Below are 25,211 nucleotides of genomic sequence, written 5' to 3'. Positions count from 1 at the left end.
CATGTCCGCTGCGCCGCGGAGCCGGCACGTTCTCGACGTTGTCGTCACCGGTGCCACGATCGCGGCCAACGGCGTCGCCGCCTACTCCGACTTCACCAGGGGGCACTTCGCCGTCGGGATGTCGGCGAAGGTCGGCGTCCCGCTGTCGGTGCTGCCGATGTCCGGGACGCTCAAGACGGCCGGCGCGGCCGGCCTGGCGTTGGGACTGTCCGGCGTCCCGGTCGTCGGCACCGCCGCCGGGACCGGCCTGGTTCTGTTCTTCTGCGGAGCGGTCGGTGTCCATCTACGCGCCCGCGAGCACCGGTACGTCCTCATCACGTCGGGCTACCTGGCTCTCGCGGTCGGGTCGCTGGTCCTCGCCGCGGTCCGCCGGCCTGTCCGTTAGGCGTCGTGGCCCAGGGTGCCGAGTCGTTCGCCGAGGTCCAGTTCGAGCGGACCCCGGGTCTGCAGGCCCTGCGCGAACAGGGTGGCCAGGCGGGCCTTGACCGCGTCGGAGCGGACCAGCTGCTGGAACAGCCGGGCGTCGGCGCGGATCGCGTCGGCGGCGGGCAGCGTCAGCTCGTTGAGCACCTGTTTGGTGGCTCGCACCGCCTCGGCGGGGAACGACGCGATTCGCCGGGCGAGGTCGGCGACGAACGTGTCCAGTTCGGCGTCGGGCAGCGCCCGGTTGATCCAGCCGTACCGTTCGGCCACCTCGGCGTCGAAGTCGGCCGCGCCGAGGATCGCCTCCATGGCGCGGCCCCGCCCCAGGAGCCGCGCCAGGTGCTGCATGCCGCCCGCGCCGGGCAGTGCGCCGGTGCCGACCTCGATCTGTCCGAGGACGGCGTTCTCCCGGGCGGCGAACCGCATGTCGCACGCGAGCGCCAGTTCGCTGCCGGCACCGCGGGCGCGGCCGCGGAGCTTGGCGATGGTGACGACCGGGAGCTCGCTCAGCTTGTGCCACAACATGCCGAGCGACGCGTCGTCCGGTCCGCCCGCCTTGGCGGCCTCGGCGGTGTACTCCGCGACCTTGGTGAGATCGACGTGTGGCACGAAGTACTCGGGGTCGGCGCTCTCCAGCACCACGACCCGGAGGTCCGACTCCGACCCCAGCTCGCCCATTAGGTTCACCAGGTCGCGCACCAGCTCCGGTCCGATCAGGTTCATCGGCGGCGCGTCGATCACCACGCCGAGCACACCCTCGTCGGTCGGGGTGACCCGCAACGTGCGGTAGGTGCGGGTCATCACGTGCTCCGGTGGGGCGGGAACTGGCTCACCGCCGCGACGAACAGGGTGTACCGGTTGCCGTGGGCGGGATACCTCTCGACCATCGTGTCGATGACCTCCTGCGGGGTGCCGGACACGGCCACGGTCCGGTCGAAGTCCTCGATGTAGCGGCGGGACTGGTCGAGCACGCGGCCGGCGTCGTCGTCGGGCGCGGCGGGATCCCGGTGGCCGGTGATGATCGTCGACGGCGTGAGGGCGGCGACGGCGTCCAGGGACGCCAGCCATGCCCTGCGCGAGTCCGGTGTCGAGCCGCGGAGCCACATGTGGACATTGTTGTACACGATGTCGCCGGCGCAGACGGCCCGCAGATCCGGCACGTGCACAATGGTGGCGAGTACGCCGTCGGCACCGCCGATCGTGCGGAACACCAGGGGTCGGCCGTCCAGGTGGAACTCCGACGAGCCGGCCAGGACCGGTGTCGCGGGGGCGTCCGTGACCTGCCGTCCGGGGAACCAGGCGTTCCAGCGCGCGAGGGCGCCGGGGGTGGTCTGGGCGCGGGCCTCGTCGACCACCTGCTGGTCGGAGGCCAGAAGGCGAGCGTCGGGGAAGGCGTCCAGCACCGGCCCGGCCCCGAAGAAGTGGTCCGCGTGCGCGTGGGTCACGACAATCGCCCGGAGCCGTTTGCCGGAGTTGCGCACCCAGGCAGCCAGTCGCTGTCCCTCGCTCACGGTGAGCAGGGCGTCGACGAGGACGGCGTCGCCGTGGCCGGCGATCAGCGTCGAGGTGCTGGCCGGCCAGGTGGCGGGGCTGCTGTCGTCCCAGCCCGGGCCGCCGGATATCGGCTTGTACCCGCTGGTGAACACGTCGATGGACAACGAACTCATCATTGAACCCTCCTTCAATCAAACCGGTCGAAGTCTGAATGCCATCATCGCCGCGTCGCACCAGGGTGTTCCCGGGTCCGATTACCGGCCCTATCGTGGCGGTATGGCCGGGAGGGTGGGCTAGTGGCGCTGCCGGGGCGCCGGGTCGGTGGTCACCGACGTGTACCGGCCGACCTGCGGGGCCGGGGCGGTGAATGCGGCGTCATCGACGATTTCCTCGGCGCGGTGCGAGCGGGCGCGGGCCGGGCGTTGGTGGTGCACGGCGAGCCGGGCGTCGGCAAGACGGCGCTGCTGGACCACCTGGTCGAGCGCGCCTCGGGGTGCCGGCTGGCGCGTGCCGCGGGCGTCGAGTCGGAGATGGAACTCGCCTACGCCGGGCTGCACCAACTGCTGACGCCGATGCTGCACCGCGTCGACGAGCTGCCCGGGCCGCAGTGTGCGGCACTGCAAACGGCGTTCGGTCTGAGGTCGGGTCCGGTGCCGGATCGGTTCCTGGTCGGGCTGGCCACGTTGAGCCTGCTGGCCGAGGTCGCCGAGGAGCACCCGCTGATCTGCCTGGTCGACGACGCCCAGTGGCTGGATCACGCGTCCGCACAGGTGCTCGGCTTCGTGGGTCGTCGCCTGGTCGCCGAGTGCGTCGGGCTGGTCTTCGCCACCCGCGGCGCGGGCAACGACCTGGCGGGGTTGCCCGAACTCAGGGTCGGGGGGTTGGGAGACGCCGATGCGCGGGCGCTGCTGGCGGCGGCGCTGACCGGGCCGCTCGACGCCCAGGTGATCGACCGGTTGGTGGCCGAGACCCGGGGTAATCCGCTGGCCCTGCTGGAGTTGCCGCAGGGCCTGACGCCGGCCGAGCTGGCCGGTGGGTTCGCCCTGCCCGACGCGATCCCGCTGTCGGGGCGGATCGAGGAGAGTTTCCGGCGACGGCTGGACGCGCTTCCCGCCGAGACCGGAACGCTGCTGCTGGCGGCCGCCGCTGAGCCGGTCGGTGATCCGGTGTTGGTGTGGCGGGCCATCGAGCGGCTCGGCGTTCCCGCCGATGCGGCGACACCGGCGGTCGAGGCCGGCCTGCTGGAGGTCGGCGCCCGGGTGCGGTTCCGGCATCCGCTCGTCCGGTCCGCGGTCTACCGGTCGGCGTCGCCGCAGGCGCGCCAGCGGGCCCATCTCGCTCTGGCCGAGGCCACCGACGCCGGGACCGATCCGGACCGTCGGGCCTGGCACCGGGCGCACGCCACCCTCGGCCCGGACGAGCCGGTCGCCGCGGAGCTCGAGCGGTCGGCCGCCCGGGCCCGGGCACGCGGTGGCCTGGCCGCCGCCGCGGCGTTCCTCCGGCGTGCCGTGACGCTCACCGCCGATCCCGCCCGCCGCACCGATCGGGTGCTGGCGGCGGCCCAGGCCAGTTTCCGGGCCGGCGCGCTCGACCCGACACTGGCACTGCTGACCACCGTCGACGGCGCGGCGCTGGACGAGTCGCAACGTGCCCGGGTCGAGATGGTGCGTGGTCAGGTCGCGTTCGCAGTGGGCAGCAGCGACGCCGCGCCCCTGTTGCTACGGGCCGCGAGCCGGCTGGCACCGCTCGATCTCGGTCTTGCGCGCGAGATCTACCTGACCGCGTGGGGAGCGGCGTCGACCGGTGGTCATTCCTCCGGCGCCGGCGTCCTCCTCGAGATCTGCCGCGCGGTCCGGGCACTGCCCCCGACCCCCGGCGGTCCGCGCCCGCTCGACCTGCTGCTCGACGGCCTGGCGGCGCTGATCACCGACGGGCGCGCCACCGCGACGCCGACGCTGCAGCGGGCCGCGGCCGGACTCGCCGACATCCCGGTCGACCACGTCCTGCGCTGGGGGTGGATGGCCCCCGCGGCCAGCAACGCCGTGTGGGACAACGACGGCGCACTCGCGATCGCCACCCGGCAGGTCCGGCTGCTGCGGGATGCCGGCGCGCTGGCCGAGCTGCCGCTGCACCTGTCCTCGCTGAGCCTTGCCTGCGCGTGGACGGGTGACTTCGACACCGTCGCCGCGAACATCGCGGAGGCCGACAGCGTCGCGGCGGTCACCGGCAGCCGCTTCGCGCCGTACAGCGCGTTGAGAATGCACGCACTGCAGGGACGCGAGACCGAACTGTCGGTGGCGATCGAGCAGGCCGAGGCCGCGGGGCCGGGTGTCGCGCTGTACGGGCACTGGGCGGCCGCGGTCCTGCACAACGGCCTTGCCCACTACCGGGACGCGGTGTCGGCGGCCACGACGGCCACCTCGAACACCTTCGAGCACTGGGTGTCGGCGTGGGCGCTTCCCGAACTGGTCGAGGCGGCGGCGCGAGTGGCGGACGAGAAACTGGCCCGGGACGCCCTCGACCGGCTGGCGGACACCACGCGACCGGCCGGCACCGACGCGGCCGTGGGCATCGAGGCCCGCTCACGGGCGCTGGTGAGCCACGGCGCCCGTGCCGAGGAGCTCTACCGGGAGGCGATCGACCGGCTGAGCCGGACGACGCTACGCCCGGAGCTCGCCCGCGCGTACCTGCTCTACGGCGAGTGGCTGCGCCGCGACCGCCGCCGGCTCGACGCACGCGTGCGGCTGCGAACCGCCCACGACATGTTCACCGCGATCGGCATGGACGCGTTCGCCGCGCGCAGCGCACGGGAGCTGGCCGCGACGGGCGAACGGGTCCGGAAGCGGGCGACGGTGACCCGCGGCGCGCTGACCGCACAGGAGTTCCTGATCGCCCGGCTGGCCCGCGACGGATTGTCGAACCCGGAGATCGGCGCGCGGTTGTTCCTCAGCGCGCGTACGGTCAAGTACCACCTGGGCAAGGTGTTCACCAAGCTGGACATCGGTTCGCGCGCGCACCTGGACCGCGTCCTGCCCGGCGACGGGGCCGCCGTCCCCCCGCATTGATGCCCGTGGACTGTCCACCGGCAGATGCGAGCGGCCCGCCGCACCCGCGACGCTGGGCCGGTGATCCGTGCGGGAGCACTCGCGTCCCTCGGCCTCGCGACCACGTGGCTGAACTCGTCACCGTTGACCGCCGCCGGTCTGCACGGCCGCGTCGTCCTCGTCGACTTCTGGACGTACACCTGCATCAACTGGCTCCGGACGCTGCCGTACGTGCGCGCCTGGGAGCAGCGGTACCGGGAGCACGGGCTGGTCGTGATCGGTGTCCACGCCCCCGAGTTCGAGTTCGAGCACGACCTCGACAACGTCCGCCACGCCGTCGCGCGCCTGCGGGTCGACCACCCGGTGGCGGTCGACAACGACTTCGAGATCTGGACCGCGTTCGACAACCACTACTGGCCCGCCCGCTACCTGGTCGACGGCCGTGGACGCATCCGCCACCACACCGCCGGCGAGGGCGAGTACGAGCAGTCGGAAGCGGCGATCCAACGGTTGCTGGCCGGGAGCGACGGGACCGGCGTCGGCCGGGATCCGGCACCGGTCGACGCCACGGGTCTCGAAGCGGCCGCGAACTGGGAGAGCCTGTGGTCGCCGGAGAACTACCTCGGCTCGGAGCGCAGCGAGAACTTCGCCTCCCGCAACGGCGCCGTCCTGGGCACGCGGCACAGATACAGCGTTCCGCCGCGGCTGAGCCTCAACCAGTGGGCACTGTCGGGGGACTGGACGATCACGCGGCAGGCCGTCGAGCTCAACCAGGCGAAGGGGACGATCGCCTACCGCTTCCATGCCCGCGACGTGCACCTGGTCATGGCGCCGTCCACCGCGGGCGGATCCGTCGGGTTCCGGGTCCGCCTGGACGGCCGGCCGCCCGGCGACGCACACGGACTCGACGTGGACGACCGTGGCGACGGCACCGTCTCCGAGGCGCGGCTCTTCCAGCTCATCCGGCAGCCGGGCCCCGTCACGGAACGCACCTTCGAGGTCGAGTTCCTGGACCCCGGCGTCCGGGCCTATGCCTTCACCTTCGGGTAGATCAGGGGTCATCCTCAGCGGCCGGAGGGGGTCGGTAATGGGCGACGCGGTCAGCTTCCGGGCGGTCGGTGCGTATCCACCGGGTCGTACCGCAACGCTGTTCTCGCACACCATGGGGTACGTCGCGGTCACCACCGGGCTGTTCGCGGCGGGCGCGTACCTGGGCCGCGACCTCCCGTACGGGCCGGGCCTGCTCGCGTTCCTCGCCGCCTTCGCGTGTCTGATCGGCATGCGATTCGCGCTGCGCCGGTCGCGCGGCCTGACCGTCGGGCTGCTGGCCGCCTTCGGGGTCTTCATGGGGGTGGCCACGGCACCGACGCTGGCCTACTACGCTGACACGGATCCACAGGCGCTGTGGCTGGCCGGTGGTGCGACCGCGTTGTTCATCGCCGGCTTCGGCGCTGCCGGTTACGCCATCCGGCGGGACCTGTCGATCATCGCCCGGCTGGGCTTCTGGGCGCTGGTCGCGCTCATCGGCTTCGGCGTCGTGCTGATCTTCGTCGAGATCCCGGGCGGCGCGGTGATCTACTCCGCGATCGGTCTGGTGATCTTCGCGGGCCTCACCATGGTGGACTTCCAGCGGCTGCGGCAGCGCGGTGGCCTCGACTCCGCGCCGATGCTCGCCGCGTCGATCTTCCTCGACATCCTGAACGTGTTCCTGTTCTTCCTGCAGATCTTCGGCGGCCGGCGGGGCGACTGACCCGTCGGCTCGCACGCACAGACCAGGGACATTCACGGGTGCCACGGAGCGGTCGGACGCGCAGTGTCCTACTCGACAGAGACAAGAACGTGGAGGTAGTCATGACCACCGAAGCCCACCCCGACGCGATCAGCACCGTCTCGGTCGACACCGTCGACCTGAAGTTCGAAGCCGTCGTGATTCCTGTCGCCGACACCGATCGGGCGAAGGCGTTCTACGCCAGCCTCGGCTGGCGCCTGGACGCCGACTTCGCCTTCGACAACGGTTTCCGGGTCGTCCAGTTCACGCCGCCCGGGTCGCCGGCGTCGGTGCAGTTCGGCACGAACGTCACGTCCGCGACGCCCGGCTCGGCCCAGGGCCTCTATCTCGTGGTCTCCGACATCGAGGCCGCCCGCGCCGACCTCGTGGCGCGCGGTGCGCCGGTCAGCGAGGTCTTCCACCCCGCGGCACCGGGTGCGCAGTTCCAATCGGACGAGGCGAGCCGGGCCGGCGGCCCCGCCGACGACCGCGCCAGCTACAGCTCGTTCGCGACGTTCTCCGACCCGGACGGCAACGGCTGGCTGCTGCAGGAGGTCACCACGCGGTTGCCGGGACGCATCGACACCCGTCAGACCTCGTATGCCTCGGTGCACGACGTGGAACAGGCGTTGATCCGCGCGGCGGCCGCGCACGGCGAACACGAGAAGCGCACCGGCGAGGCCGACGCGAACTGGCCGGCGTGGTACGCCCGGTACATGGTGGCCGAGCAGTCCGGCGAAGATCTGCCGGAGTAGCGCGGTGCCGTTCCCCACCTTCTCCGAGATCGACATCGAGGCGCTGAAGGCGCTGCGTGCCACGATCGCCGCGGCCCACAAGCCGGTTGCGGCGGGATCATGACCGGGCCCGTACGCGAGCCGCGGCTGGCCGGCCAGACCGTGGTCCTGATCGGCGGCAGTGCCGGAATCGGGCTCGAGACGGCCCGGCTTGCCCGCGCCGAGGGTGCGGAGGTCATCCTCGTCGGCCGCGATGCCGACCGCCTCGCGGCGGCCGCCGCCGACGTCGACGCCACACGCACGGCGGCCTTCGACGCCACCGAGCCCGGCCACCTGGAACGGTTCTTCGCCGACCTGCCGGGCCCGGTCGACCATGTGCTCGTCACCGCCGGTGGCAACTACTACGTGCGGCTGGCCGACCTGGACTTCGCCGAGGCGCGCCGCCAGGTCGACGATCATCTCTGGCTGGCGCTGCGGGTCGCCCGGGCGGCCGTCGGCACGGTGCGAGCCACCGGGACGCTGCTGTTGATGGGCGGCACCGGCGGGCGGCGTCCCGGGCTGGGCCTGGTGGTCTCCGGAGCTCTCACCGCCGCCATGCCCGCGCTCGTGGCCAACCTCGCGCTGGAACTGGCACCGATCCGGGTCAACCTCATCGCGGCCGGCTTCGTCGACACCCCGCTGTCGGCGCGCCTGCTCGGCGACGACCTCGACCGGCGTCGCGAGCAGCTTCGAACCACATTGCCGATCGGGCGGGTCGTGGGCCCGACCGACGTCGCCGCCCTCGCCGTGCATCTCATGACGAACACCGCCCTGACCGGAGCCACCTTCGACATCGACGGTGGCCAGCAGATCGTCAACGCCTGAACAGGAGGACCAGTCGTGTCGCTGTCAACGTCACTGCTCTGGCGAGGGCTGGCAGCCATCGCCGTCGGGATCGTCTCCGTCGCCTGGCCCGACATCACCGTCGGGGCCTTCGTCATCCTCTTCGCCGTGTACGCGTTCATCGCCGCCGCGATGGACACCATGCGAGCCTTCAGCAGCCACCGCGCCGGGCCGGTATTCGTCTACCTGGTGCTCGCCGCTCTCTCGCTCGCCGGCGGTGTCGTCGCGCTGGTCTGGCCCGACATCACCGCGCTCGTGCTGGTCATCTGGGTCGCCATCTGGGCCGTCGTCACCGGTGCCATCGAGATCGCGCTCGCCTTCCGGCAGGGCGAGACCGCTGGAGAGCGCGCCATGTGGGCGATCACCGGGCTGGTCTCCGTCGGCCTCGGTCTCGTGTTGTTCATCCGGCCCGACATCGGCGCGCTGTCCCTGGCCACCGTCTTCGGGCTGTTCAGCATCTTCTACGGCACGTCCGCGCTGATCCTGTACTTCCAGGTCCGCAAGCTGGACTCCGCCACCCGTCGACTCGCCGTCTGAGTGTCAGGAGTCCGGCTCGGTGAGGAACGAGGTGACCAGGCCTGCCATCGGCGTCGGGTGTTCGAGTAGGAACAGGTGCCCGCCGCGGTCGACGACGTGCAGCCGGGCGTTCGGGATCAGGCGGGCGAGCACCCGCGCGTTCACCAGCGGCACGATGGGGTCGTCGTCGCCGGCGAGGACGAGCGTCGGCTGGCGCAGCCGGCACAGCCAGGGCAGGCTGGTCCAGCCGGCGATGGCGTAGAGCTGGCCGAGGTATCCGCCGGGCGAGGGCGGGTGGGTGAAGCGGGCCAGCGAGCCGTGCAGCGACGAGTCGGCGTCGGTGCGGGCCCGGCCGCCGTAGAGGCGGCCGGCGGTGCGGCGGAAATGGTCGGGTTGGTGGTACCGGCGGGGTGTGGCCAACGTGAGCAGCACCCGTGGTGAGCCGGGCATGCCGCCGAGGCCCGGCCCGGTCGCGGCGAGGACCAGTCGGCGTACCAGATCGGGTTCCTGGCGGGCGAGTTGCTGGGCGAGCACCCCGCCGAACGACACGCCGAGGACGTCGACGCGGCGATGGCCCAGCGTCCGCAGCAGTCCGGCCATGGTGGCGGCCAGGCCGGGCATGCGCCGTGGCCACCGGTACCCGGTGGAGCCGCCGGTGCCGGGCGCGTCGACGGTGATGGTCTGTACGGCCGCGCCGTCGAACCGGTCCTCGAACGGCGTCCACATCTCGAGGTTGCCGCCGATGCCCATGAGCAGGAGCAGCGGGCGGCCGGTGCCGCGCACGCCCACACGCAGCGTCAGCCCGTCGACGTCGACGTACCGGACGACCCGCTCAGGTGAACGCGCCCACACCGGTGATGTCCCGTCCGACGATGAGGGTCTGGATGGTCTCCGTGCCTTCGTACGTGTGGATCGCCTCCATGTCGACCAGGTGCCGCATCACGTGGAAGTCCAGCAGGATGCCGTTGCCGCCGAGCAGGTCCCGGGCGTCGGAGATGATCTGCCGCGCCTTGCCGGTGTTGTGCATCTTCGCCAGCGCGGCGACGGTGTCGGTGAGCCGGCCCTCCTCGCCGAGCCGGCCCAGGCGCAGGCAGTAGAGCTGCATGCCGCAGAGTTCGGCGAGCATCCGCACCAGCCGTTGCTGCACGATCTGGAAGCCGACGAGCGGCTTGCCGAACTGCTGCCGCTGCCGGCAGTACCGGGCGGCGGCCTCGTAGGCCGCGGTGGCGTGTCCGAGGGCCGCCCAGGCGACGGTGCCGCGGGTGCCGGCGAGTACCGCGCCGGCGTCCTTGAAACTGTGGACGCCCGGCAGCCGGTCGGATTCCGGTACGCACACGTCGGTCAGCGTGATGTCGGCCTGCCACACCGCCCGCAGCGACCCCTTGCCGTCGATCCGGCGTGCCTCGTACCCGGTGGCGCCCTTCTCGACGAGGAACCCCTTGACCCGGCCGTCGGCCTCGTCGCGGGCCCACAGCACCGTCACGTCGGCGATGGTGCCGTTGCCGATCCAGCGTTTTTCGCCGTTGAGGATCCAGGTGTCGCCGTCGCGGCGGGCGGTGGTCTCCAGCGCCACCGCGTCCGACCCGTGCAGCGGCTCGGTGAGCGCGAACGCGCCGATGCGCTCCAACCGCGCCATCGGTGGCAGCCATCGTTGCTTCTGTTCGGGTGAACCGAGCATCGCGATCGACCGCATCGCCAGGCCGGCCTGTACGCCGAGGAAGGTGCCGAGGCTGCCGTCGCCCCGGTTCAGTTCCATGTGGACCAGTCCGGTCGCGATCGGGCTCATCGGCGGGCAGCCGTAGCCGTCGATGCCGTCACCGACGACGCCGAGCTTGCCGAGCGCGGCAACCAGCGGCCACGGGAACTCGGCGCGTTCCCAGTAGCCGTTGATGACGGGCAGCACGTCGGCGTCGACGAAGTCGCGGGTGCGCCGCCAGTACGCCAGCTCGTCCGGGGTGAGTTGGTCGGTGATGTGGAAATAGTCGGTCCCGACATCGGGGTGCATCACGGGCTCCTTCAGCGGTCGAACACGTAGGTGCCGGGGGCCTCGACGATCGGCGGGAACCGCCGCGAGCCGAGTCCGGTGGGCGCGGGGCGTTGCGGGCCGCAGCGGGTGTCGAGCCAGCCGGCGAAGTCGGGCCACCAGCTTCCCGGTTCGGCGGCGGTGCTCTCCAACCAGCGGGTGGCGTCGCGTGGGGGATCCGTGCCCACCCGGTAGGAGGCCTTCGGATTGCCCGGCGGGTTGACCAACGCGGCGATGTGGCCGCTGGTCGACAGCACGAACCGGGTCCGGCCGCCGAGGAGGTTGGCGGTGCGGTAGCAGCTCTGCCACGGCGTGATGTGGTCGGCGATTCCGGCGACGACGTACGAGTCGACGCTGATCGCGCCGAGGTCGACCGGCACACCCAGCGCGGTGACGCCGCCCGGTTCCACCAGCCGGTTGGTCACGGCCAGGTCGACCAGATCGGCGTGCAGGCCGGCGCTCATGCGGGTGGTGTCGGCGTTCCAGAACAGCACGTCGAATGCGGGCGGCGGGCGGCCCAGCAGGTAGTTGTTGACCCAGTAGTGCCAGACCAGGTCGGCGGGGCGGAGCCAGGCGAAGATCTCGGCGAGGGTCCTGCCGTCGAGATAGCCGCGGCTGCGGGAGACCGCGGTGGCGGCGGCGGTCAGGTACCGGTGGGCCAGTGCCGCGGGCGTGCCCGCCTCGAACTGGTCGAGCACGGTCACCGCGAGGCCGAACCCGGCCAGGCGGTCCAACCCGCCGCTGCCGGCCAGGTGGCCGGCGACCAGGCTGGCGATCGTCCCGCCGGAGCAGATGCCGGCGAGCACGGTGCGTTCGGTGCCACAGATGCGTTCGGCGGCGTCGAGGGCGTCCAGCACGGCGTGCAGGTACCGGTCCAGGCCCCATTCCGCGTGCCGGGCGTCGGGGTTGCGCCAGGACAGCACGAACACCTGCTGGCCCGCGCGCACCAGGTGCTCCACCCAGCTCCGGTCCGGTGCGAGGTCGATGGCGTAGTACTTGTTGATGGTCGGCGGGACGAGCACCAGCGGCACCGTCCGGACCTCGGTCGTCTGCGGGGCGTACTGGATCAGCTCGAACACCTCGGTGCGCAGCACGACGGCTCCGGGCGTGGCGGCGAGGTCGGTGCCGACCCGGAACGCCGCGTCCGGAACCGTGCGCGGCACGCGCGGTGGCAGGGCGAGGTCGCGTACCAGGTTCAGTCCGCCGCGCAGCAGGCTCAGGCCGCCGCTGTCGACGGCCGCCTTCGCCGAGGCCGGGTTGAGCAGCGGCACGTTGCTCGGCGCCAGGGCGGCGATCACGTTCTCGGACAGGAAGCGCACCCGGCGCTCGTCGCGCCAGTTCAGTTCCCCGTCGGCGATCAGGCGGTCCATAGTGGACGCGAACGCGAGGTAGGCCTGGGTGACCCGCCGCAGCAGCGGGCTGCTGGCCCAGGCCGGATCGGCGAAGCGCGGGTCGCGCGGTGCCGGTGCGAGCGCGGACGTGCCGGCGCCCACCCGGCCGAGCTCCGCGGCCAGGTCCAGCAGCCGCCGGCCGGTACGGCGGGGACGGGTGGCGAGCCGGCCGGCCAGCCTGGCCGCCGACACGTCGGGGGCCAGCATGCGCAGCGGTCCGAAAGCGGCGTCGACCAGGAGCACGTCCAGCGGCACGGCCAGGTCGTCCACGGTGGACACCGGAGGCTCGCTCATCGCGCCACCTCCGGCGGGCGGATCTCCCGCTTGAGCACCTTGCCGGTGGGGCCCTTCGGCAGCGCCGGCACGAACCAGACCCTCCGCGGGTACTTGTACGGCGCGAGTTGGCCCTTGACGTGATCCGCCAGCTCCGTCCGGGTCACCTCGGATCCGGGCCGCAGGACGACCGCGGCGCCGATCTCCTCGCCGAGGGTGGCGTCGGGGATGCCGACGACCGCGACCTCCGCCACGGCGGGGTGCTCGTAAAGCACCTCCTCGATCTCGCGCGGGTACACGTTGAACCCACCCCGGATGATCATTTCCTTCTTGCGGTCGACGATGAAGAAGTACCCGTCCTCATCGACGCGGGCCAGGTCGCCGGTGTGGAACCAGCCGTTCCGGACGACCGCCGCGGTCTCCTCGGGACGGCGCCAGTACCCGGCCATCACGTTGTGCCCGCGAACAACGATCTCGCCGACATCGCCCACCGCGACGTCCTTGCCGTCCTCGTCGACCACGCGGAAGTCGACGCCGCGGATCGGCGTACCGATCGAACCGGCCTTCCGTTGCCGGTCCGGATGGTTGAACGAGGCGATCGGTGACGTCTCGGACAGCCCGTAGCCCTCCAGGACGACGCAGCCGAAGGCGCGCTCGAACCCGCGCAGCACCTCGACCGGCAGCGCCGCTCCACCGGAGACGCACAGCCGCAGCGCCGACGCGTCGCACCGGTCCCGTCCGGGCGCGCCGAGCAGGGCGACGTACATCGTGGGAACGCCCTGGAACACCGTCACCGCGTCGCGTTCGATCACCTCCAGCGCCTTCTCGGGAGTGAACCGGGCGATGAGGGTCAGGCATGCGCCGACACTGACCGCCGCGTTGAGTCCGCAGGTCTGGCCGAACGAGTGGAACAGCGGCAACCCACCGAAGACCACGTCGTCGGGCCGGAGGTGGAACAGCTCGGTCGCGGCGATCCGCACGTTGGTCGCCAGGTTCGCGTGGGTGAGCTGCGCGCCCTTCGGCCGGCCCGTGGTGCCGGACGTGTAGAGGATGACGGCGGTGTCGCCGTCGGCCCGGTCGGCGACATCGTCGGCCGGTGGGTGGCCGGCCGAGGCGTCGGCGAAGCCGCCGTCGACCGGGTGGCAGGCCGCGCCGGCCCGCGCCGCACCGGCCGCCGCCGCGCCGGCACAGGCGGGCGCGGCGAGGATCAGGCGGGCGTCGGAGTCGGCGAGGTAGTACGCGACCTCGCGCTCCTTCAACAACGGATTCATCGGGACGACCACAGCGCCGGCCCGCAGAATCCCGAAGTACGCGGTCGCGAACTCCGGAACGTTGGGCAGCATGACGGCGACCCGGTCACCCGGCCGCACGCCCTGCGCGCGCAGGAACGCGGCGACCCGGGCGCTGCGTTCGGCCAGGTCGGCATAGGTCAGAACGGCCCCGTCCAGGCGCACCGCCGGCCGGTCGGGACACCGGGCGGCGGTGGCGGTCAGGTTGGTCGCGATATTCACGGACGGCACCCCTTTCGTAGACGGGCGGTGAGGTGCCTCGATTCTGGTGAGCCGGCCGCCTCCGGGGCCATGTGCGGGAATACGAAGTCCGGCACCGGCGGACTGTGCACGAGCACAACGGGTCGGCGTACCCTGCGGGGCATGGCAGGCCCGCCGGAAGCGGCGCGGAAGGCAGTCGCCGACATCAGCGAGGCGTTGCTCGACCGCGTCGACGACCTCGCCACCGACCTGAGCGGTGTGATTCGCGGCGCCGAGCCGTTCTACGATGCCGGTGGCGTCGTGCCGGCCGCCGACCTGCGTGCCTCGGTCCGTGCGAACCTGGTGCACATCCTGCGTCAGCTCGCCGGACGCCCGCAGCGCGGGCCGGTCCCCTCGCTGGCCACCGGCCGCCGCCGCGCCGAGCAGGGCGTGCCGCTGCCGGTCGTGCTGCACTCCTACCGCGTGGCCGGGCGGTTCATCTGGGCCGCGATCGTCGCTGAAGCGACGCGCACACCGGACGCGGCCGAGGCATTGCTCTACGCGGGATCCCAGCTCTGGCTCATCATCGACGAGCATTCGGGCGCGATCACCGACTCGTACCGGGACACCGTCATCGAGGCCGTCCGCCGCAACGAACAGACCCGCAGCGCCATGCTCGACGTCCTCCTGCGCGGCGACCCCGACGACGGGTCGCGCCGGTGGGAGTGCGCCGCCAGCCTCGGCCTGCCGCCGCAGGGCACGTTCGTCGTCGTGGCGGCCGGCGCACCACGACCGGGCGTGGAGTCCATCCCGAACGTCGAGAACGCGTTGCGGGTCAAGGGAGTCCGCTCGGCGTGGCGGGTCGAGGTCGGCCTGCACGTCGGAGTCGTCGTCCTCACCCCACGCACCGGCATCGACCGGCTCTCCGCCACCCTGGCCCGGCTTTCGAACGGACCGATCGGGCTCAGCGAGCCGTATCCCAACCTGGAACACACACCGACCGCCCTGCGGGAGGCGCGCCTGGCCTGCGCCGCGGCGACCGGTCCGGAACCGGTCCGGTACGGCGCGGCCCCCGTCGCGGTCCTCCTGGCCAGCGCGCCCGACGCGGCAGCCGCGGTCGCCGAAGCCATCCTGGGACCGGTGCTGGCCCTGTCCGCCGGTGAAAGCGACATTCTCCTGAGCACCCTGCGAACATGGTTCGCCGAGCACGGGGCCACCTCGACGGCCGCGGCCGCGCTGCACGTGCACCGCAACACCGTGCGCTACCGGCTACGCCGGATCGAGGAGCTCACCGGACGCAGCCTGACCCAGCCCGGCGGCGTCGCCGCGCTCCACCTCGCACTGGAGGCCTGCCGCGTCCTGCGCCTGCCCAGCCGGCCGTGACCCGGTGCTACACGGACAGGGCCCGGCGGGCGGCCAAGGGGAGTGTTCCGCGGAGCTGGCGGCGGGACCTGATCTCCAGCTTGTTGAAGACCTTGTGCAGGTGCCATTCGACGGTTCGCGGGCTGAGGTAGAGCTGGGTGCTGATCTCCGGGTTGGACAGGCCGGCGCGCACCATTCGGGCGATCTGCGCCTCCTGGGCGGTCAGCTCGGTGACCGTCGCGACGTTGCGCTTGCGCACGGTCTCCCCGGTTGCCTGCAGTTCGCGGCGCGCGCGTTCGGCGAACGCCTCGATGCCCATGGCGGTGAGCATCTCGTGGGCCAGGCGCAGGTGCTGCCGGGCGTCGACGCGTCGGTTCTCGCGGCGTAGCCATTCGCCGTACAGCAGGTGGGTGCGGGCCAGCGGGGCGCGCAGCCGGGTGCGGCCGAGCCGGTCCAGGGCTTCGCGGTAGTGGTCGTCGGCGGCGGTGCCGTCGGTGGACAGGGCCCGGACACAGGCCTCGGTTCCCAGCACCCAGTCGCCGGGCGTGGCTCGGGTGCGTTCCGACAGCCACCGCAGCACGACCGCCAGGGCGTCCCGGTCGCCGGCCCGGGCGTGCGCCTCGGCCAGTTCCGGGACGATGAAGGGCCCGTAGCCGGGAAGGTCGTCGTCGAAGGCCCGCTGAGCCGTGACGCGGGCCTCGTCGTGCCGGCCGAGCCCGTTGTTGAGCACGGCGGCGGCGTGGTCGGCGAAGGTGATCAGCCGGCCCTGACCGTGGGCGGTGGCGTCGCGGACGGTGGACTGGATGAGCTCGGTGGCCTCCGCTTCGCGGCCCCGCCACGCCGCGAGGGCCATGTCGGTGTATCCGACCGGCGCGGTGCCGATGGTCTCCGCGATCAGGCGGTCCTCGTCCAGAAGCTGCGCCGCCGCGACCAGTTCTCCGGCGTCCAGGTGGGTTCTGGCCAGGAAGTTGACGGCGAACTGGAGATGCACGAGGGCACCGGCGTCCCGGGCGACGTTCGCCTGCCGGGCCGCCAGGGTGTGCCACGTGTCGTAGTCCCACAGCTCGCCCGCGACGATGCCGGCCGCCCGGAAGCCGGCCAGCCACAGCCATTCGCCGACGTCGGTTCCCGGCTCCAGGGCGAGGACCGATCGCAGGGCGGCGTCGAGCATCGGGGCCGCCGCGGTGTAGCCGTCGGTCAACCGGGTCGCGAGCGCGTCGAGCAGTACGTCCACCGCGCGCGGCGGCGTCGGGCCGGGCGCGGCGGCACGGGCCGCGGCCGCGATTTCGCGTACGGTTCCGGGCCGGTCCAGGTCGGCGGTCCAGATGGCCGCGCCGAGCGCCTCCAGGTAGGTCTGCCGGGCCAGCTTGGCATCGACCGGTTCGAGGCTGCGGGCCGCGTCGAACAGCAGCCCGACGGCTTCGCCGGCGCGCCGCTGCTCGAACGTGATCTGGCCGCGTAGGTGCTGGGCCTGCGCCGAGCGCGCCTCGTCGGGTGGGCCGGCCTCGGCGGCGGTCACCATCTCCAGCGCCGCGTCGAGGTCGCCGGCGTCGCGCCTGGCCCGGGCGGCGTCGAGCAGTCGCCAGGCACGTTGGGCGGGGTCGGGCGTGAGCAGCGCCGCCCGGTCGAGGAACGCGGCCGCCGCGGCCAGGCCGCCGCGTGCCTGAACCCGGCCGGCCGCGTGGGCGAGCTCCACGGCAACGTCGTCGTCCGGGCCCGGGGTCGCCTGCGCCCGGTGCCAGGCGTGCCGGTCCGGATCGACCGCGGGATCCGTGCTCTCCGCGAGCGCCTGATGCGCCCCCAGCCGCTGGTGGAGTGACCCCGATCGGTAGGCCGCCGAGCGGACCAGCGGATGGCGGAACCGCACCCGGGTGGTGAACTCGATCAGGCCGGCCTCCTCGGCCGCGACGGCGGCCTCCGCCGGCAGGCCGAGCCGTCGGGCCGCGGCCCAGACCAGCGCCGGGTCGCCGACCGGGTCGGCTGCCGCGAGGAGCAGCAACCGGCGGGTGTCGGCCGGCAGACAGGCGATCTGCCGCCCGAAGCTCTCCTCGATCCGCCTCGACAGCGGCTGCGGATCGGGTACCGCGAAGCCGCCGGCCAGATCCACCTGGGACCGGCCGCGCGGCAGTTCGAGCAGCGCCAACGGGTTGCCCCGCGCCTCGGCGAGGATCCGCTCGCGGATCCGTTCGTCCAGCGGCCACCGCAGCACCGACGCGAGCAGGTCGCGCGCCTGGGCGTCGGGCACGCCGTGTACCGGCAGGTCGGGCAGTCCGGCCAGGTCGGCGCCCGGCTCGCGGGTGGCGATGACGAGGAGGACGGGCTCGGCGAGCAGCCGGCGGGCGGCGAAGGCCAGCGCGCGTCCCGACGCGTGGTCGAGCCATTGCCCGTCATCGACGAGGCAGACGAGCGGACGCTCCCCGGCCGCCTCGGAGAGCAGGCTGAGCACCGCCAGGCCGACCAGGAAGTGATCCGGTGTCGGGCCGGCATGCCGCCCGAACGCCGTCGCGAGCGCGTCGTGTTGCGGGCCGGGCAGGGCTGGGAGGTGGTCGAGCAGCGGAGCGCACAGCTGGTGCAGGGCGGCGAACGCGAGTTCCATCTCCGACTCCACGCCCGCGACACGCACCATCCGCACGTCGGACGCGGTCCCGGCGACGTGGTCCAGCAGCGCCGTCTTGCCGATCCCGGCCTCGCCGTGCATCACGAGGACGCCGCCGCGCCCACCCCGGACGGTGTCCATCAGCCCGTCGAGCGCCGCACATTCACGCTGTCTGCCCAGCAGTGCCGGTGGCCGCGCGAAGCCGGTCACAACCTCACCTCCCTCGCAGATCATCGACCTCGATGGCGATGAGGACAATCGCCCGGGGTCGCGCGACACCGGGGTGCCGGCACCCGAAGGCCGGCGAAAACCACGGGGGCGACGGGCGCCGGGACGCGGGACCGTGTGGGTGGCACCTGGTTCCCGCTCGATCCACTACCGAAGGAGCACTCCCATGTCCCTGTCATCGTCGTTGCTGTGGCGAGGAGTCCTCGCCCTCGCGGTCGGCGTCGTCTCGATCGTCTGGCCCGATGTCACTGTCGGCGCGTTCGTCATCCTCTTCGCCGTGTACGCCTTCCTCGCCGCCGCCGTGGACGCCATGCGGGCGTTCCGCAGCTCCCGCACCGGACCGGTCCTCGGCTACCTGCTGCTCGCCGCCCTCTCGGTCGTCGCCGGTGTCGTGGCGCTCGCCTGGCCCGGCATCACCGCGCTCGTCCTGGTCGTCTGGATCGGCGCCTGGGCCACCGTCACCGGCATCGTCGAGGTCGTCCTCGCGTTCCGGCGGGACGCGATCGCCGGCGAACGGGCCCTGTGGGCCATCACCGGCCTGATCTCCATCGCCCTGGGCATCGTGTTCTTCGTCCGGCCCGACATCGGCGCCCTGGCGGCGGCCACCGTGTTCGGCCTGTTCAGCATCGTCTACGGCGTGTCGGCACTGATCCTGTCCAGCCGGGCACACCGACTGGAGGCCGGCACCGACCGGCTCGTCAATTCCGCCGCGTGACGTATCGGCGCCGCCCGGAACCGGGAAGTCCAGGACACGGAGACGTGTCCTGGACTTCCGCCGGTCAGGGCGGCCCGACCAGCGTCAGAACGGATTCGGCCGGGGCGAACCCGGCCGGCATGCCCGGCCGCCGCCAACTGCCGGCCGGTGCGTCGGGAGGCAGCCATTCGGGTCGGAAGATGCCGAGCGCCAGATCGAGGTCCTCGAACGATGCCTGTAGCGCCGGACCGGTGACGGGGGTGCGCAGATGTTCGGCCCACAGCCGGGCCCGGAGCTCCCGCACGGCGGCACCCACGGTGACCATGGCGGTGGTGAGTTCGGTGTCCACGCCCGCCATCGAGCGGCTGAAGAAGTTCGCGGACCCGACGCTGGCGAACACGTCGTCGACGAGGACCAGCTTGGTGTGGACGGTCAGGTGCTCCACCCGCCACAGGCCGACGTTGCGCCGCAGGCCCTGGGGCAGCGGATCGATGACCCTGCGCTGCAGGTCCCGGTTGACCGTGCGGTTGATCAGAGGTGCGGACTCGGTCGGGTCCCGGGTACCGGAGCCGACGAGGATGACCTTCACGCCGCGCGCTGCCGCCGCCCGCAGGTGCGGGTAGAGCTCGAACCGTCGATCGCCGCCGGGGTACTCCTCGAAGTACTGGTCCTCGATGTAGACGTAGCGCCGTGCCGCGCCGATCGCCTGGACGAGGGTGAGGTACACCTCGTGGACCCCGTTCGGCGATTCCGCGGCGTAGTGCCGGCGTGCCCACGGGGCGAGCGAGTCGATGTACCAGGGCCCGACCGAGCGCAGGATCTGGCTGGCGACGCCCGGCGCGGGGCGGGCGGGTTGGGTCGGAGCGGCGTCGACGCCGGCGCCGATCACCTCCGGATTGAGCACCGGGAACCGGCGCGGCGGCCAGAAGTAGCGGCGCCGCGGCAGGCTGGCCGCACCGATCCAGCGGATCCGGAAGACCTGCCAGACGTCGGCCGCGGCGGGTCCGGCGACGATCGTTCCGGCGTCGTGCCATCCCCATCGGCCGCCCCGCACCACCAGCCGCCGGTGTGGGCCCTCGTCGATCCGGTTCGCGCTGTAGTCGATGCCGCCGACGCCGGCGGTCAGGTCGGTGCCCCGACGGACCACGGTGATCTTCTGATGGTTGCTGCCGACGCCCGAGCCGGACCAGTCCAGCACGACCCGGTCCCGCAGCGGCGGTGGGCCGGTCGACTGCTGTGCCGGCCGCCATCGTCGCAGCCGGTGCGCGGTGACGACGTTGTCGTGGAACGGTCCGATGGGTCGGCGGGCGAAGCTGTTGGCCACGACCGCGCCGGCGAGCAGGATGCGTACGTCGACACCGGCCGCGGCGAGGCCGGCCAGGAGGTCGCCCAGCGGCTCGTACCCGTCCTCGGACGGGCGTCGTCCGGTCAGGTCCATGTCCGGATCGAGCTGGAGACCGCAGATGTAGGCGGCGTCGCCGGGGCCGAGCGGGGTCAGCAGGTCCCGCATCCGCTGCATCCAGGCGCGTCCATCCAATACCGTCTCGACAGGTGAGTTCTCGCGATGGACCGGCACCGCCGACGACAGGTAACGGGAGATCAACTCGTCCAAGCCGGCGTTACCGGGCTCGTCCATGAGGCCTCCCTTGACCGGGCGGGCGACGGCTCCGGTCAGCATATGTGTGTGCCCGGACCGCGTTAAGTGTCGATGTGAGGCCGCAGGACGAGGAGTCCCCATGACGAACCAGGAACCGGCGCGCGGGTCCCGGTCACGTGTCGTTCATCAACGCGACGCCGTGATCCGGCTGCGGAGCTCCCAGGACCGGATCTCGGATGCCATCACCGCGTTCGCCGGCAACCTGTGGTTCGTCCATGTCCACGCCGCCTGGTTCGCGGCGTGGATCGCGGTCAACCTGGGCCTGTTCGGCCGGGCGGCCGTGTTCGATCCGTTTCCGTTCGGTCTGCTCACCATGATCGTGAGCCTGGAAGCCATCTTTCTCTCGACGTTCGTCATGCTCAGCCAGAACCGGCAGGCCGCCCGCGACAACCTCCGGGCGGACCTGGACTTCGAGAACAACGTCCGGTCCGAGGTGTGGTCGGTTCACATCGGCACCAAGCTCGGCATCGATCCGGACACCGTCGAACGGCGGGTGCAGGAGATCATCGGACAGAGCCGCACCGCGCTCGGCAGCACCACCGCACCCGCCGAACACGACGACCTTCGACCGTGATGCGAAACGGGAGACCGCCGCTTACACCGCGGCCGGTGGGTCGGCGAGTGGCCAGCCGCCGGCGGCCAGGTGGGCCGAGACGCGGGCGATGTCCTCGGGGCTGGCCTTCTGCAGGATCTCGTCGTCGATCATCCGCTCGATGTCGGCGACGGTGATGGGTTCGCCGTCGCTCGCGGTGTCGGCCAGCTCCTGTGCGATCTTGTGGATCTCGTCGTCGGTGAGTTTGCGGCGGAGCAGGCCCAGCAGCACGACGTAGTCCTGCCGGGGCACGCCGCCGGGGTAGCCGGCGCGTAGCCACTCCACGGCCCGGGCGAGGAAGTTCGAGCGGACGTCGCTCACGGCGTCTCCTATTTTTCTTCGAGCGTCGGGTAGCCGTGGCCGAAGCTCAACTCCAGGCCGAGCCCGCTGGCCACGATGTAGGTGATGCCGAGGACGACGCCGATCACGACGACGGCGAAACAGGTCCAGCCGAGCACCCGCCCGACCGGGTGCGCGGCGGCGGTGGTGTCGACCTCGGCGGCGCCGCCGGCGCCGTAGGCCATCGCGCGGATGCCGATGGCGAAGACCGCCGGCAGCCCGGCGCCGAGCAGGAGACCCATGGCGAGGACCTGCCACGCCGCCTCGAGCGCGAATTCGACGTTGTGCATGCCGATCCTTCCGTCAGGGAACAGCGGCGGGCTCGGCCGGCTCGGCCGCGTCCCACTCGTCGTTGACGTTGGTGTGGTCGACCGGGTGTCGACGGGCGCGCAGCCACATGAGCGCGGCGAGCACGCACAGCACGGCGAAGATGACCAGGGCGCCGGGCAGGCCACCGATCAGATCGCCCACCCACCACATGGCGGCGCCCACGACGGCGGCCGACGGCAGCGTGATCAGCCACGCCGCCACCATGCGCAGCGCGACCCGCCACCGCACCTCCGCGCCGGGCCGGCCCACGCCGGAGCCCAGGATCGACCCGGTGGCCACGTGCGTGGTCGACAGCGCGAACCCGAGGTGACTGGACACTAGGATCACGGCGGCAGACGCGCTCTCGGCGGCCATGCCCTGCGGCGGGGAGATCTCCACCAGACCCTTGCCCAGCGTCCGGATGATCCGCCAGCCGCCCAGGTACGTGCCCGCCGCGATCGCCACCGCGCACGACACCTTGACCCACAACGGAATGGACTCCGTGTCGGTCCAGTCGCCGGTGGCGATCAGGGCGAGCGTGATCACGCCCATGGTCTTCTGCGCGTCGTTGGTGCCGTGCGCCAGGGAGACGAGCGACGCGCTGCCGATCTGACCCCAACGGAAGCCGCGGTCGGTGTAGCGGGTCGCCACTCCGACCGTCACCTTGAACACCAGCCACGTGCCGATCGCCGCGACCACCCCGGCGATCACCGGGGACATGAACGCCGGCAGCACGACCTTGCCGACGACCCCGTCGAGTTTGGACCCGTCGCCGTTCCAGTTGACCCCGGCGACGCCCAGCCCGGCCAGCGCCGCGCCGATCAGGCCGCCGAACAGCGCGTGCGAGGAGCTCGACGGCAGGCCGAGCAGCCAGGTGAACACGTTCCATACGATGCCGCCGACGAGACCGGCGAGGATGATCATCAGGAGCGCGCTGCCGCCGTCGTCGACCAGGTCGGGCTTTGGCGCGCCGTCGGAGCCCTGGATCTTCACCACCGCGTTCGTCACGGTGAGCGCGACCTCGACGGACAGGAACGCGCCGACCAGGTTGAGGATCGCCGACAGGGTGACCGCTACCTTCGGTTTCAGCGCGCCGGTCGCGATCGAGGTGGCCATCGCGTTGGCGGTGTCGTGAAACCCGTTGGTGAAGTCGAAGCCGAGGGCGGTGATCACCACCAGGACCAGGATGACTGTTTCAGCCGTCACGACTTCGATGCTTAGCCGGTCACCGGCGGCCCGCCAGCCGGGGAGAGCCGCCGCACGCGAAGTTCACCGGCCGTTCGACCCCGCGTCGTGTCATATCAGACGAGGCCGCCCATGGCTGGGTCGCTGATGCTGTCGGTGCCGTTCTCGACGTGGCCGGCGTAGCGGTATTCGAAGGCGTTGTCGTCCCGGACGGTGACGGCGAGGTCGTACCAGCCGCGGGTGCGCTCCAGCGGCCAGGTGCGGCGGGCGGTCTCACCCGGCCTTAGGGTCACCGTCACCGGTCGGCTGCGGTACGCGTCCCGGATCGTGATCTCCGCCCGGCGCGGGCCGGAGTTGCGCAGCCTCAGCGCGATGGCCCGTGGTCGCTTGTCGTAGCTCGGCTCGACGTCCAGCCTCGCGGCCGTGGTCGTGAAGCGCCGGAAGAACCCGTTCGGACCGTGTACCGAGAGGTCCGGCCCGAGCGGCCAGGTGTCGGTCAGTTCCCGGCCCGCCTCGACGGTGTAGGTGCGCGGGTCGTCGCCGGCCCGCCGGACGTGGAACACCGCGGCGGCCGCTCCGGTGTTGCGGAACGCGATGCGGAACGACTCCGCGTCGGCGCGACCCGTGGCGTGCAGTTCGTACGGGATGGCGCGGGCCGGCCGCACCCCGCGCTCCTGGCCCGGCAACCGCTGGTCGGCCGGTGGGACGGGCGGCTGGTCGGGCTGCCGGGTCAGGTCCACGGGCTTGAAGTCGTCGGTGTCGGGCAGGTCGACCCGCCGGGAGCGGTTGGGTGTGCGGAAGTCGAAGGCCGTGGTGAGGTCACCGGCGACGGCGCGTCGCCAGGGGGTGATGTTCGATTCGACCAGGTCGGGTCGCCCGCCGGCGAAGCGCGCCTCGAGGAAGCGGATCAGCGACGTGTGGTCGAACAGTTGCGAGTTGACCCAGCCGCCGCGGGTCCATGGTGAGACGACGATCATCGGGACCCGGATGCCCATACCGTACGGTCCCGTCGGGTACTTTGCGCTGCCCGGGAAGATCTCGTCGGTGACGTCCACTGTGGACAGGCCGTGCTCGCGGGTCGGTGGCGGGGTCGGTGGCACGATGTGGTCGAAGAAGCCGCCCTCCTCGTCGTAGGTGACGAACAGTGCCATCTTGCTCCACACCTCGGGGTTGGCGGCGAGGATGTCGATGACCTGCGAGAGGTACCAGGCGCCGTAGGACGGCTCCCAGTTCGGGTGTTCGGTGTACGCCTCGGGCGCGACGATCCACGTCACCTGCGGCAGCCGGCCCGCCGCGACGTCGGCCCGGAAGTCGGTCAGCAGCTTCTCCGGGGCACGACCGTCGGCACGGATCTCCGTGCCGGTCTTCGCCCGGTCGGCGAGCGGTGTGCCCGGTACCGCGTTCTGGTACTGGTGGAAGTACAGCAGCGAGTTGTCGCCGTAGTTGCCGATGAACGGGTCGCCGGTCCAGCCCCAGGAACCGGCGGCGTCCAGGCCGTTGCCGATGTCCTGGTAGACCTTCCACGAGATGCCGTTGCGCTCCAGCCGCTCCGGGTAGGTCGACCAGCCGTAGCCCAGCTCCGCGTTGTCGACGACGGGTCCGCCGCCGGTGCCGTCGTTGCCGACCCAGCCGGTCCACATGTGGTAACGGTTCGGATCGGTCGGGCCGAGCAGGGAGCAGTGGTAGTTGTCGCACACGGTGAACGCGTCGGCGAGCGCGAACTGGTAGGGAAGGTCCGCGCGGACGTGGTAGGTCATCGCCACGACGCCCTTGTTCGGGACCCACCGGTCGAACCGACCGCCGTTCCACGCCGCGTGCCCGTCGACCCAGCCGTGCGGCGGATCGGGCAGGTAGGCCTGGCCGAGGTCGCGCACCGGAGGGCGGAACGGCAGCAGTTCGCCCGACCCGTTCGGTTGGTGCCACACGCTGCGACCGGACGGAAGCGTCACGGGGTGCGGATCGGCGAAGCCGCGCACACCACGCAGGGTGCCGAAGTAGTGATCGAAGGAGCGGTTCTCCTGCATGAAGAAGATCACGTGCTCGACGTCGGCGATGGAACCGTGCCGGTTGTTGGCCGGGATGGCCAGCGCCTTGTCCAGGTGCCCGGGCACCGCTGCGCCGATCGCCGGCGCACCCACCATCGTCATGAACGTGCGGCGGTCCATCCCGCTCATGGTGCAGCCCCTCTCGCGATGCCAAATGCTGGCGTGCGGGAACGTAACGACGCCCGGT

Annotated in this window: 22 protein-coding genes; 10 read left to right on the top strand and 12 right to left on the bottom strand. The window is 72.1% G+C overall.

What is annotated here, in order from left to right:
* The first annotated feature begins 1 nt into the window (after position 1).
* The gene (locus tag Vau01_RS09500; protein ID WP_203989405.1) at positions 2 to 385 is read left to right on the top strand and encodes a DoxX family protein; all 384 of its coding nucleotides are present in this window, start codon (positions 2 to 4) and stop codon (positions 383 to 385) included.
* Here Vau01_RS09500 and Vau01_RS09495 read toward each other — a convergent pair.
* Both Vau01_RS09495 and Vau01_RS09490 read right to left on the bottom strand, forming a co-directional pair.
* Entirely contained in the window at positions 382 to 1,224 is an 843-nt protein-coding gene (locus Vau01_RS09495; RefSeq protein WP_203989402.1) for an enoyl-CoA hydratase/isomerase family protein, read from the bottom strand. The genes Vau01_RS09500 and Vau01_RS09495 overlap by 4 nt on opposite strands.
* Positions 1,224 to 2,090 (bottom strand): MBL fold metallo-hydrolase, encoded by an 867-nt coding sequence (locus Vau01_RS09490; protein ID WP_203989400.1) that lies wholly within the window; start codon positions 2,088 to 2,090, stop codon positions 1,224 to 1,226. Before Vau01_RS09490 ends, Vau01_RS09495 begins: the two co-directional genes overlap by 1 nt.
* Before the next feature lie 123 nt (positions 2,091 to 2,213).
* Here Vau01_RS09490 and Vau01_RS09485 point away from each other — a divergent pair, with 123 nt between their 5' ends.
* The 6 genes from Vau01_RS09485 (at position 2,214) to Vau01_RS09460 (ending at position 8,882) form a co-directional block, all read left to right on the top strand.
* Positions 2,214 to 4,982, top strand: a complete 2,769-nt coding sequence (locus tag Vau01_RS09485; protein WP_239151458.1) for a helix-turn-helix transcriptional regulator — start codon at positions 2,214 to 2,216, stop codon at positions 4,980 to 4,982.
* A 60-nt stretch (positions 4,983 to 5,042) separates the two neighbouring features.
* Positions 5,043 to 6,011: a thioredoxin family protein gene (locus Vau01_RS09480; protein ID WP_239151457.1), complete on the top strand. Its 969-nt coding sequence runs from the start codon at positions 5,043 to 5,045 to the stop codon at positions 6,009 to 6,011.
* 37 nt (positions 6,012 to 6,048) lie between these two features.
* A complete protein-coding gene (locus Vau01_RS09475) occupies positions 6,049 to 6,711 on the top strand; it encodes a Bax inhibitor-1/YccA family protein (protein WP_203989396.1) in 663 nt (220 codons plus the stop codon).
* 101 nt (positions 6,712 to 6,812) lie between these two features.
* Positions 6,813 to 7,484 carry a VOC family protein gene (locus Vau01_RS09470; RefSeq protein WP_203989395.1) on the top strand — a complete coding sequence of 224 codons (672 nt, stop codon included), beginning with the start codon at positions 6,813 to 6,815 and terminating at the stop codon, positions 7,482 to 7,484.
* A 99-nt stretch (positions 7,485 to 7,583) separates the two neighbouring features.
* Complete coding sequence (locus Vau01_RS09465; protein WP_203989393.1) at positions 7,584 to 8,327, top strand: SDR family oxidoreductase; 744 nt, start codon at positions 7,584 to 7,586, stop codon at positions 8,325 to 8,327.
* Positions 8,328 to 8,342: 15 nt separating this feature from the next.
* Positions 8,343 to 8,882 carry an HdeD family acid-resistance protein gene (locus tag Vau01_RS09460; protein WP_203989391.1) on the top strand — a complete coding sequence of 180 codons (540 nt, stop codon included), beginning with the start codon at positions 8,343 to 8,345 and terminating at the stop codon, positions 8,880 to 8,882.
* A 3-nt stretch (positions 8,883 to 8,885) separates the two neighbouring features.
* On the opposite strand, the gene Vau01_RS09455 is transcribed toward Vau01_RS09460, so the two are convergent.
* The 4 genes from Vau01_RS09455 to Vau01_RS09440 are packed head-to-tail and all read right to left on the bottom strand — an operon-like array spanning position 8,886 to position 14,059.
* Positions 8,886 to 9,713 carry an alpha/beta fold hydrolase gene (locus tag Vau01_RS09455; protein ID WP_203989390.1) on the bottom strand — a complete coding sequence of 276 codons (828 nt, stop codon included), beginning with the start codon at positions 9,711 to 9,713 and terminating at the stop codon, positions 8,886 to 8,888.
* Positions 9,694 to 10,866 carry an acyl-CoA dehydrogenase family protein gene (locus Vau01_RS09450; RefSeq protein WP_203989381.1) on the bottom strand — a complete coding sequence of 391 codons (1,173 nt, stop codon included), beginning with the start codon at positions 10,864 to 10,866 and terminating at the stop codon, positions 9,694 to 9,696. Before Vau01_RS09450 ends, Vau01_RS09455 begins: the two co-directional genes overlap by 20 nt.
* Before the next feature lie 11 nt (positions 10,867 to 10,877).
* Entirely contained in the window at positions 10,878 to 12,569 is a 1,692-nt protein-coding gene (locus Vau01_RS09445; protein ID WP_203989379.1) for a PHA/PHB synthase family protein, read from the bottom strand.
* Complete coding sequence (locus Vau01_RS09440) at positions 12,566 to 14,059, bottom strand: long-chain-fatty-acid--CoA ligase (protein WP_239151456.1); 1,494 nt, start codon at positions 14,057 to 14,059, stop codon at positions 12,566 to 12,568. The genes Vau01_RS09445 and Vau01_RS09440 overlap by 4 nt, the downstream gene beginning before the upstream one ends.
* Positions 14,060 to 14,200: 141 nt before the next feature.
* Here Vau01_RS09440 and Vau01_RS09435 point away from each other — a divergent pair, with 141 nt between their 5' ends.
* Positions 14,201 to 15,400, top strand: a complete 1,200-nt coding sequence (locus tag Vau01_RS09435; RefSeq protein ID WP_239151455.1) for a PucR family transcriptional regulator — start codon at positions 14,201 to 14,203, stop codon at positions 15,398 to 15,400.
* A 7-nt stretch (positions 15,401 to 15,407) separates the two neighbouring features.
* On the opposite strand, the gene Vau01_RS64590 is transcribed toward Vau01_RS09435, so the two are convergent.
* Positions 15,408 to 18,185 carry a helix-turn-helix transcriptional regulator gene (locus Vau01_RS64590; protein ID WP_275423930.1) on the bottom strand — a complete coding sequence of 926 codons (2,778 nt, stop codon included), beginning with the start codon at positions 18,183 to 18,185 and terminating at the stop codon, positions 15,408 to 15,410.
* A gap of 184 nt (positions 18,186 to 18,369) precedes the next feature.
* Here Vau01_RS64590 and Vau01_RS09425 point away from each other — a divergent pair, with 184 nt between their 5' ends.
* Complete coding sequence (locus Vau01_RS09425; RefSeq protein WP_203989371.1) at positions 18,370 to 18,918, top strand: HdeD family acid-resistance protein; 549 nt, start codon at positions 18,370 to 18,372, stop codon at positions 18,916 to 18,918.
* A gap of 64 nt (positions 18,919 to 18,982) precedes the next feature.
* On the opposite strand, the gene Vau01_RS09420 is transcribed toward Vau01_RS09425, so the two are convergent.
* Positions 18,983 to 20,533 carry a phospholipase D-like domain-containing protein gene (locus tag Vau01_RS09420; protein WP_203989369.1) on the bottom strand — a complete coding sequence of 517 codons (1,551 nt, stop codon included), beginning with the start codon at positions 20,531 to 20,533 and terminating at the stop codon, positions 18,983 to 18,985.
* Between the two features lie 100 nt (positions 20,534 to 20,633).
* Between Vau01_RS09420 and Vau01_RS09415 the strand changes: the two genes are divergently transcribed.
* Positions 20,634 to 21,128 carry a DUF1003 domain-containing protein gene (locus Vau01_RS09415; protein ID WP_203989367.1) on the top strand — a complete coding sequence of 165 codons (495 nt, stop codon included), beginning with the start codon at positions 20,634 to 20,636 and terminating at the stop codon, positions 21,126 to 21,128.
* A 21-nt stretch (positions 21,129 to 21,149) separates the two neighbouring features.
* Here Vau01_RS09415 and Vau01_RS09410 read toward each other — a convergent pair whose 3' ends face one another.
* From Vau01_RS09410 to Vau01_RS09395, 4 genes are all read right to left on the bottom strand, one after another.
* Positions 21,150 to 21,467: a DUF3349 domain-containing protein gene (locus Vau01_RS09410; protein ID WP_203989365.1), complete on the bottom strand. Its 318-nt coding sequence runs from the start codon at positions 21,465 to 21,467 to the stop codon at positions 21,150 to 21,152.
* Positions 21,468 to 21,475: 8 nt separating this feature from the next.
* A complete protein-coding gene (locus tag Vau01_RS09405) occupies positions 21,476 to 21,775 on the bottom strand; it encodes a hypothetical protein (RefSeq protein ID WP_203989363.1) in 300 nt (99 codons plus the stop codon).
* Positions 21,776 to 21,788: 13 nt separating this feature from the next.
* Entirely contained in the window at positions 21,789 to 23,000 is a 1,212-nt protein-coding gene (locus Vau01_RS09400) for an inorganic phosphate transporter (protein ID WP_203989361.1), read from the bottom strand.
* Positions 23,001 to 23,095: 95 nt separating this feature from the next.
* Positions 23,096 to 25,153 carry a phosphocholine-specific phospholipase C gene (locus Vau01_RS09395; protein WP_203989359.1) on the bottom strand — a complete coding sequence of 686 codons (2,058 nt, stop codon included), beginning with the start codon at positions 25,151 to 25,153 and terminating at the stop codon, positions 23,096 to 23,098.
* Positions 25,154 to 25,211 lie beyond the last annotated feature (58 nt).

The organism is Virgisporangium aurantiacum (assembly GCF_016863635.1).
GTDB classification, from domain to species: Bacteria; Actinomycetota; Actinomycetes; order Mycobacteriales; family Micromonosporaceae; genus Virgisporangium; species Virgisporangium aurantiacum.
Note: the sequence above shows the minus strand (reverse complement) of the source record. Positions and strands in the feature narration are given on the sequence as shown.

What these genes read in the sequence shown, in the direction of transcription:
- Vau01_RS09500 (WP_203989405.1), top strand. Translation starts at nt 2, where the DNA reads ATGTCCGCTGCGCCGCGGAGCCGGCACGTTCTCGACGTTGTCGTCACC.
- Vau01_RS09495 (WP_203989402.1), bottom strand. Translation starts at nt 1,224, where the DNA reads ATGACCCGCACCTACCGCACGTTGCGGGTCACCCCGACCGACGAGGGT.
- Vau01_RS09490 (WP_203989400.1), bottom strand. Translation starts at nt 2,090, where the DNA reads ATGAGTTCGTTGTCCATCGACGTGTTCACCAGCGGGTACAAGCCGATA.
- Vau01_RS09475 (WP_203989396.1), top strand. Translation starts at nt 6,049, where the DNA reads ATGGGCGACGCGGTCAGCTTCCGGGCGGTCGGTGCGTATCCACCGGGT.
- Vau01_RS09470 (WP_203989395.1), top strand. Translation starts at nt 6,813, where the DNA reads ATGACCACCGAAGCCCACCCCGACGCGATCAGCACCGTCTCGGTCGAC.
- Vau01_RS09465 (WP_203989393.1), top strand. Translation starts at nt 7,584, where the DNA reads ATGACCGGGCCCGTACGCGAGCCGCGGCTGGCCGGCCAGACCGTGGTC.
- Vau01_RS09450 (WP_203989381.1), bottom strand. Translation starts at nt 10,866, where the DNA reads ATGCACCCCGATGTCGGGACCGACTATTTCCACATCACCGACCAACTC.
- Vau01_RS09445 (WP_203989379.1), bottom strand. Translation starts at nt 12,569, where the DNA reads ATGAGCGAGCCTCCGGTGTCCACCGTGGACGACCTGGCCGTGCCGCTG.
- Vau01_RS09435 (WP_239151455.1), top strand. Translation starts at nt 14,201, where the DNA reads ATGGCAGGCCCGCCGGAAGCGGCGCGGAAGGCAGTCGCCGACATCAGC.
- Vau01_RS09425 (WP_203989371.1), top strand. Translation starts at nt 18,370, where the DNA reads ATGTCCCTGTCATCGTCGTTGCTGTGGCGAGGAGTCCTCGCCCTCGCG.
- Vau01_RS09420 (WP_203989369.1), bottom strand. Translation starts at nt 20,533, where the DNA reads ATGGACGAGCCCGGTAACGCCGGCTTGGACGAGTTGATCTCCCGTTAC.
- Vau01_RS09415 (WP_203989367.1), top strand. Translation starts at nt 20,634, where the DNA reads ATGACGAACCAGGAACCGGCGCGCGGGTCCCGGTCACGTGTCGTTCAT.
- Vau01_RS09405 (WP_203989363.1), bottom strand. Translation starts at nt 21,775, where the DNA reads ATGCACAACGTCGAATTCGCGCTCGAGGCGGCGTGGCAGGTCCTCGCC.
- Vau01_RS09395 (WP_203989359.1), bottom strand. Translation starts at nt 25,153, where the DNA reads ATGAGCGGGATGGACCGCCGCACGTTCATGACGATGGTGGGTGCGCCG.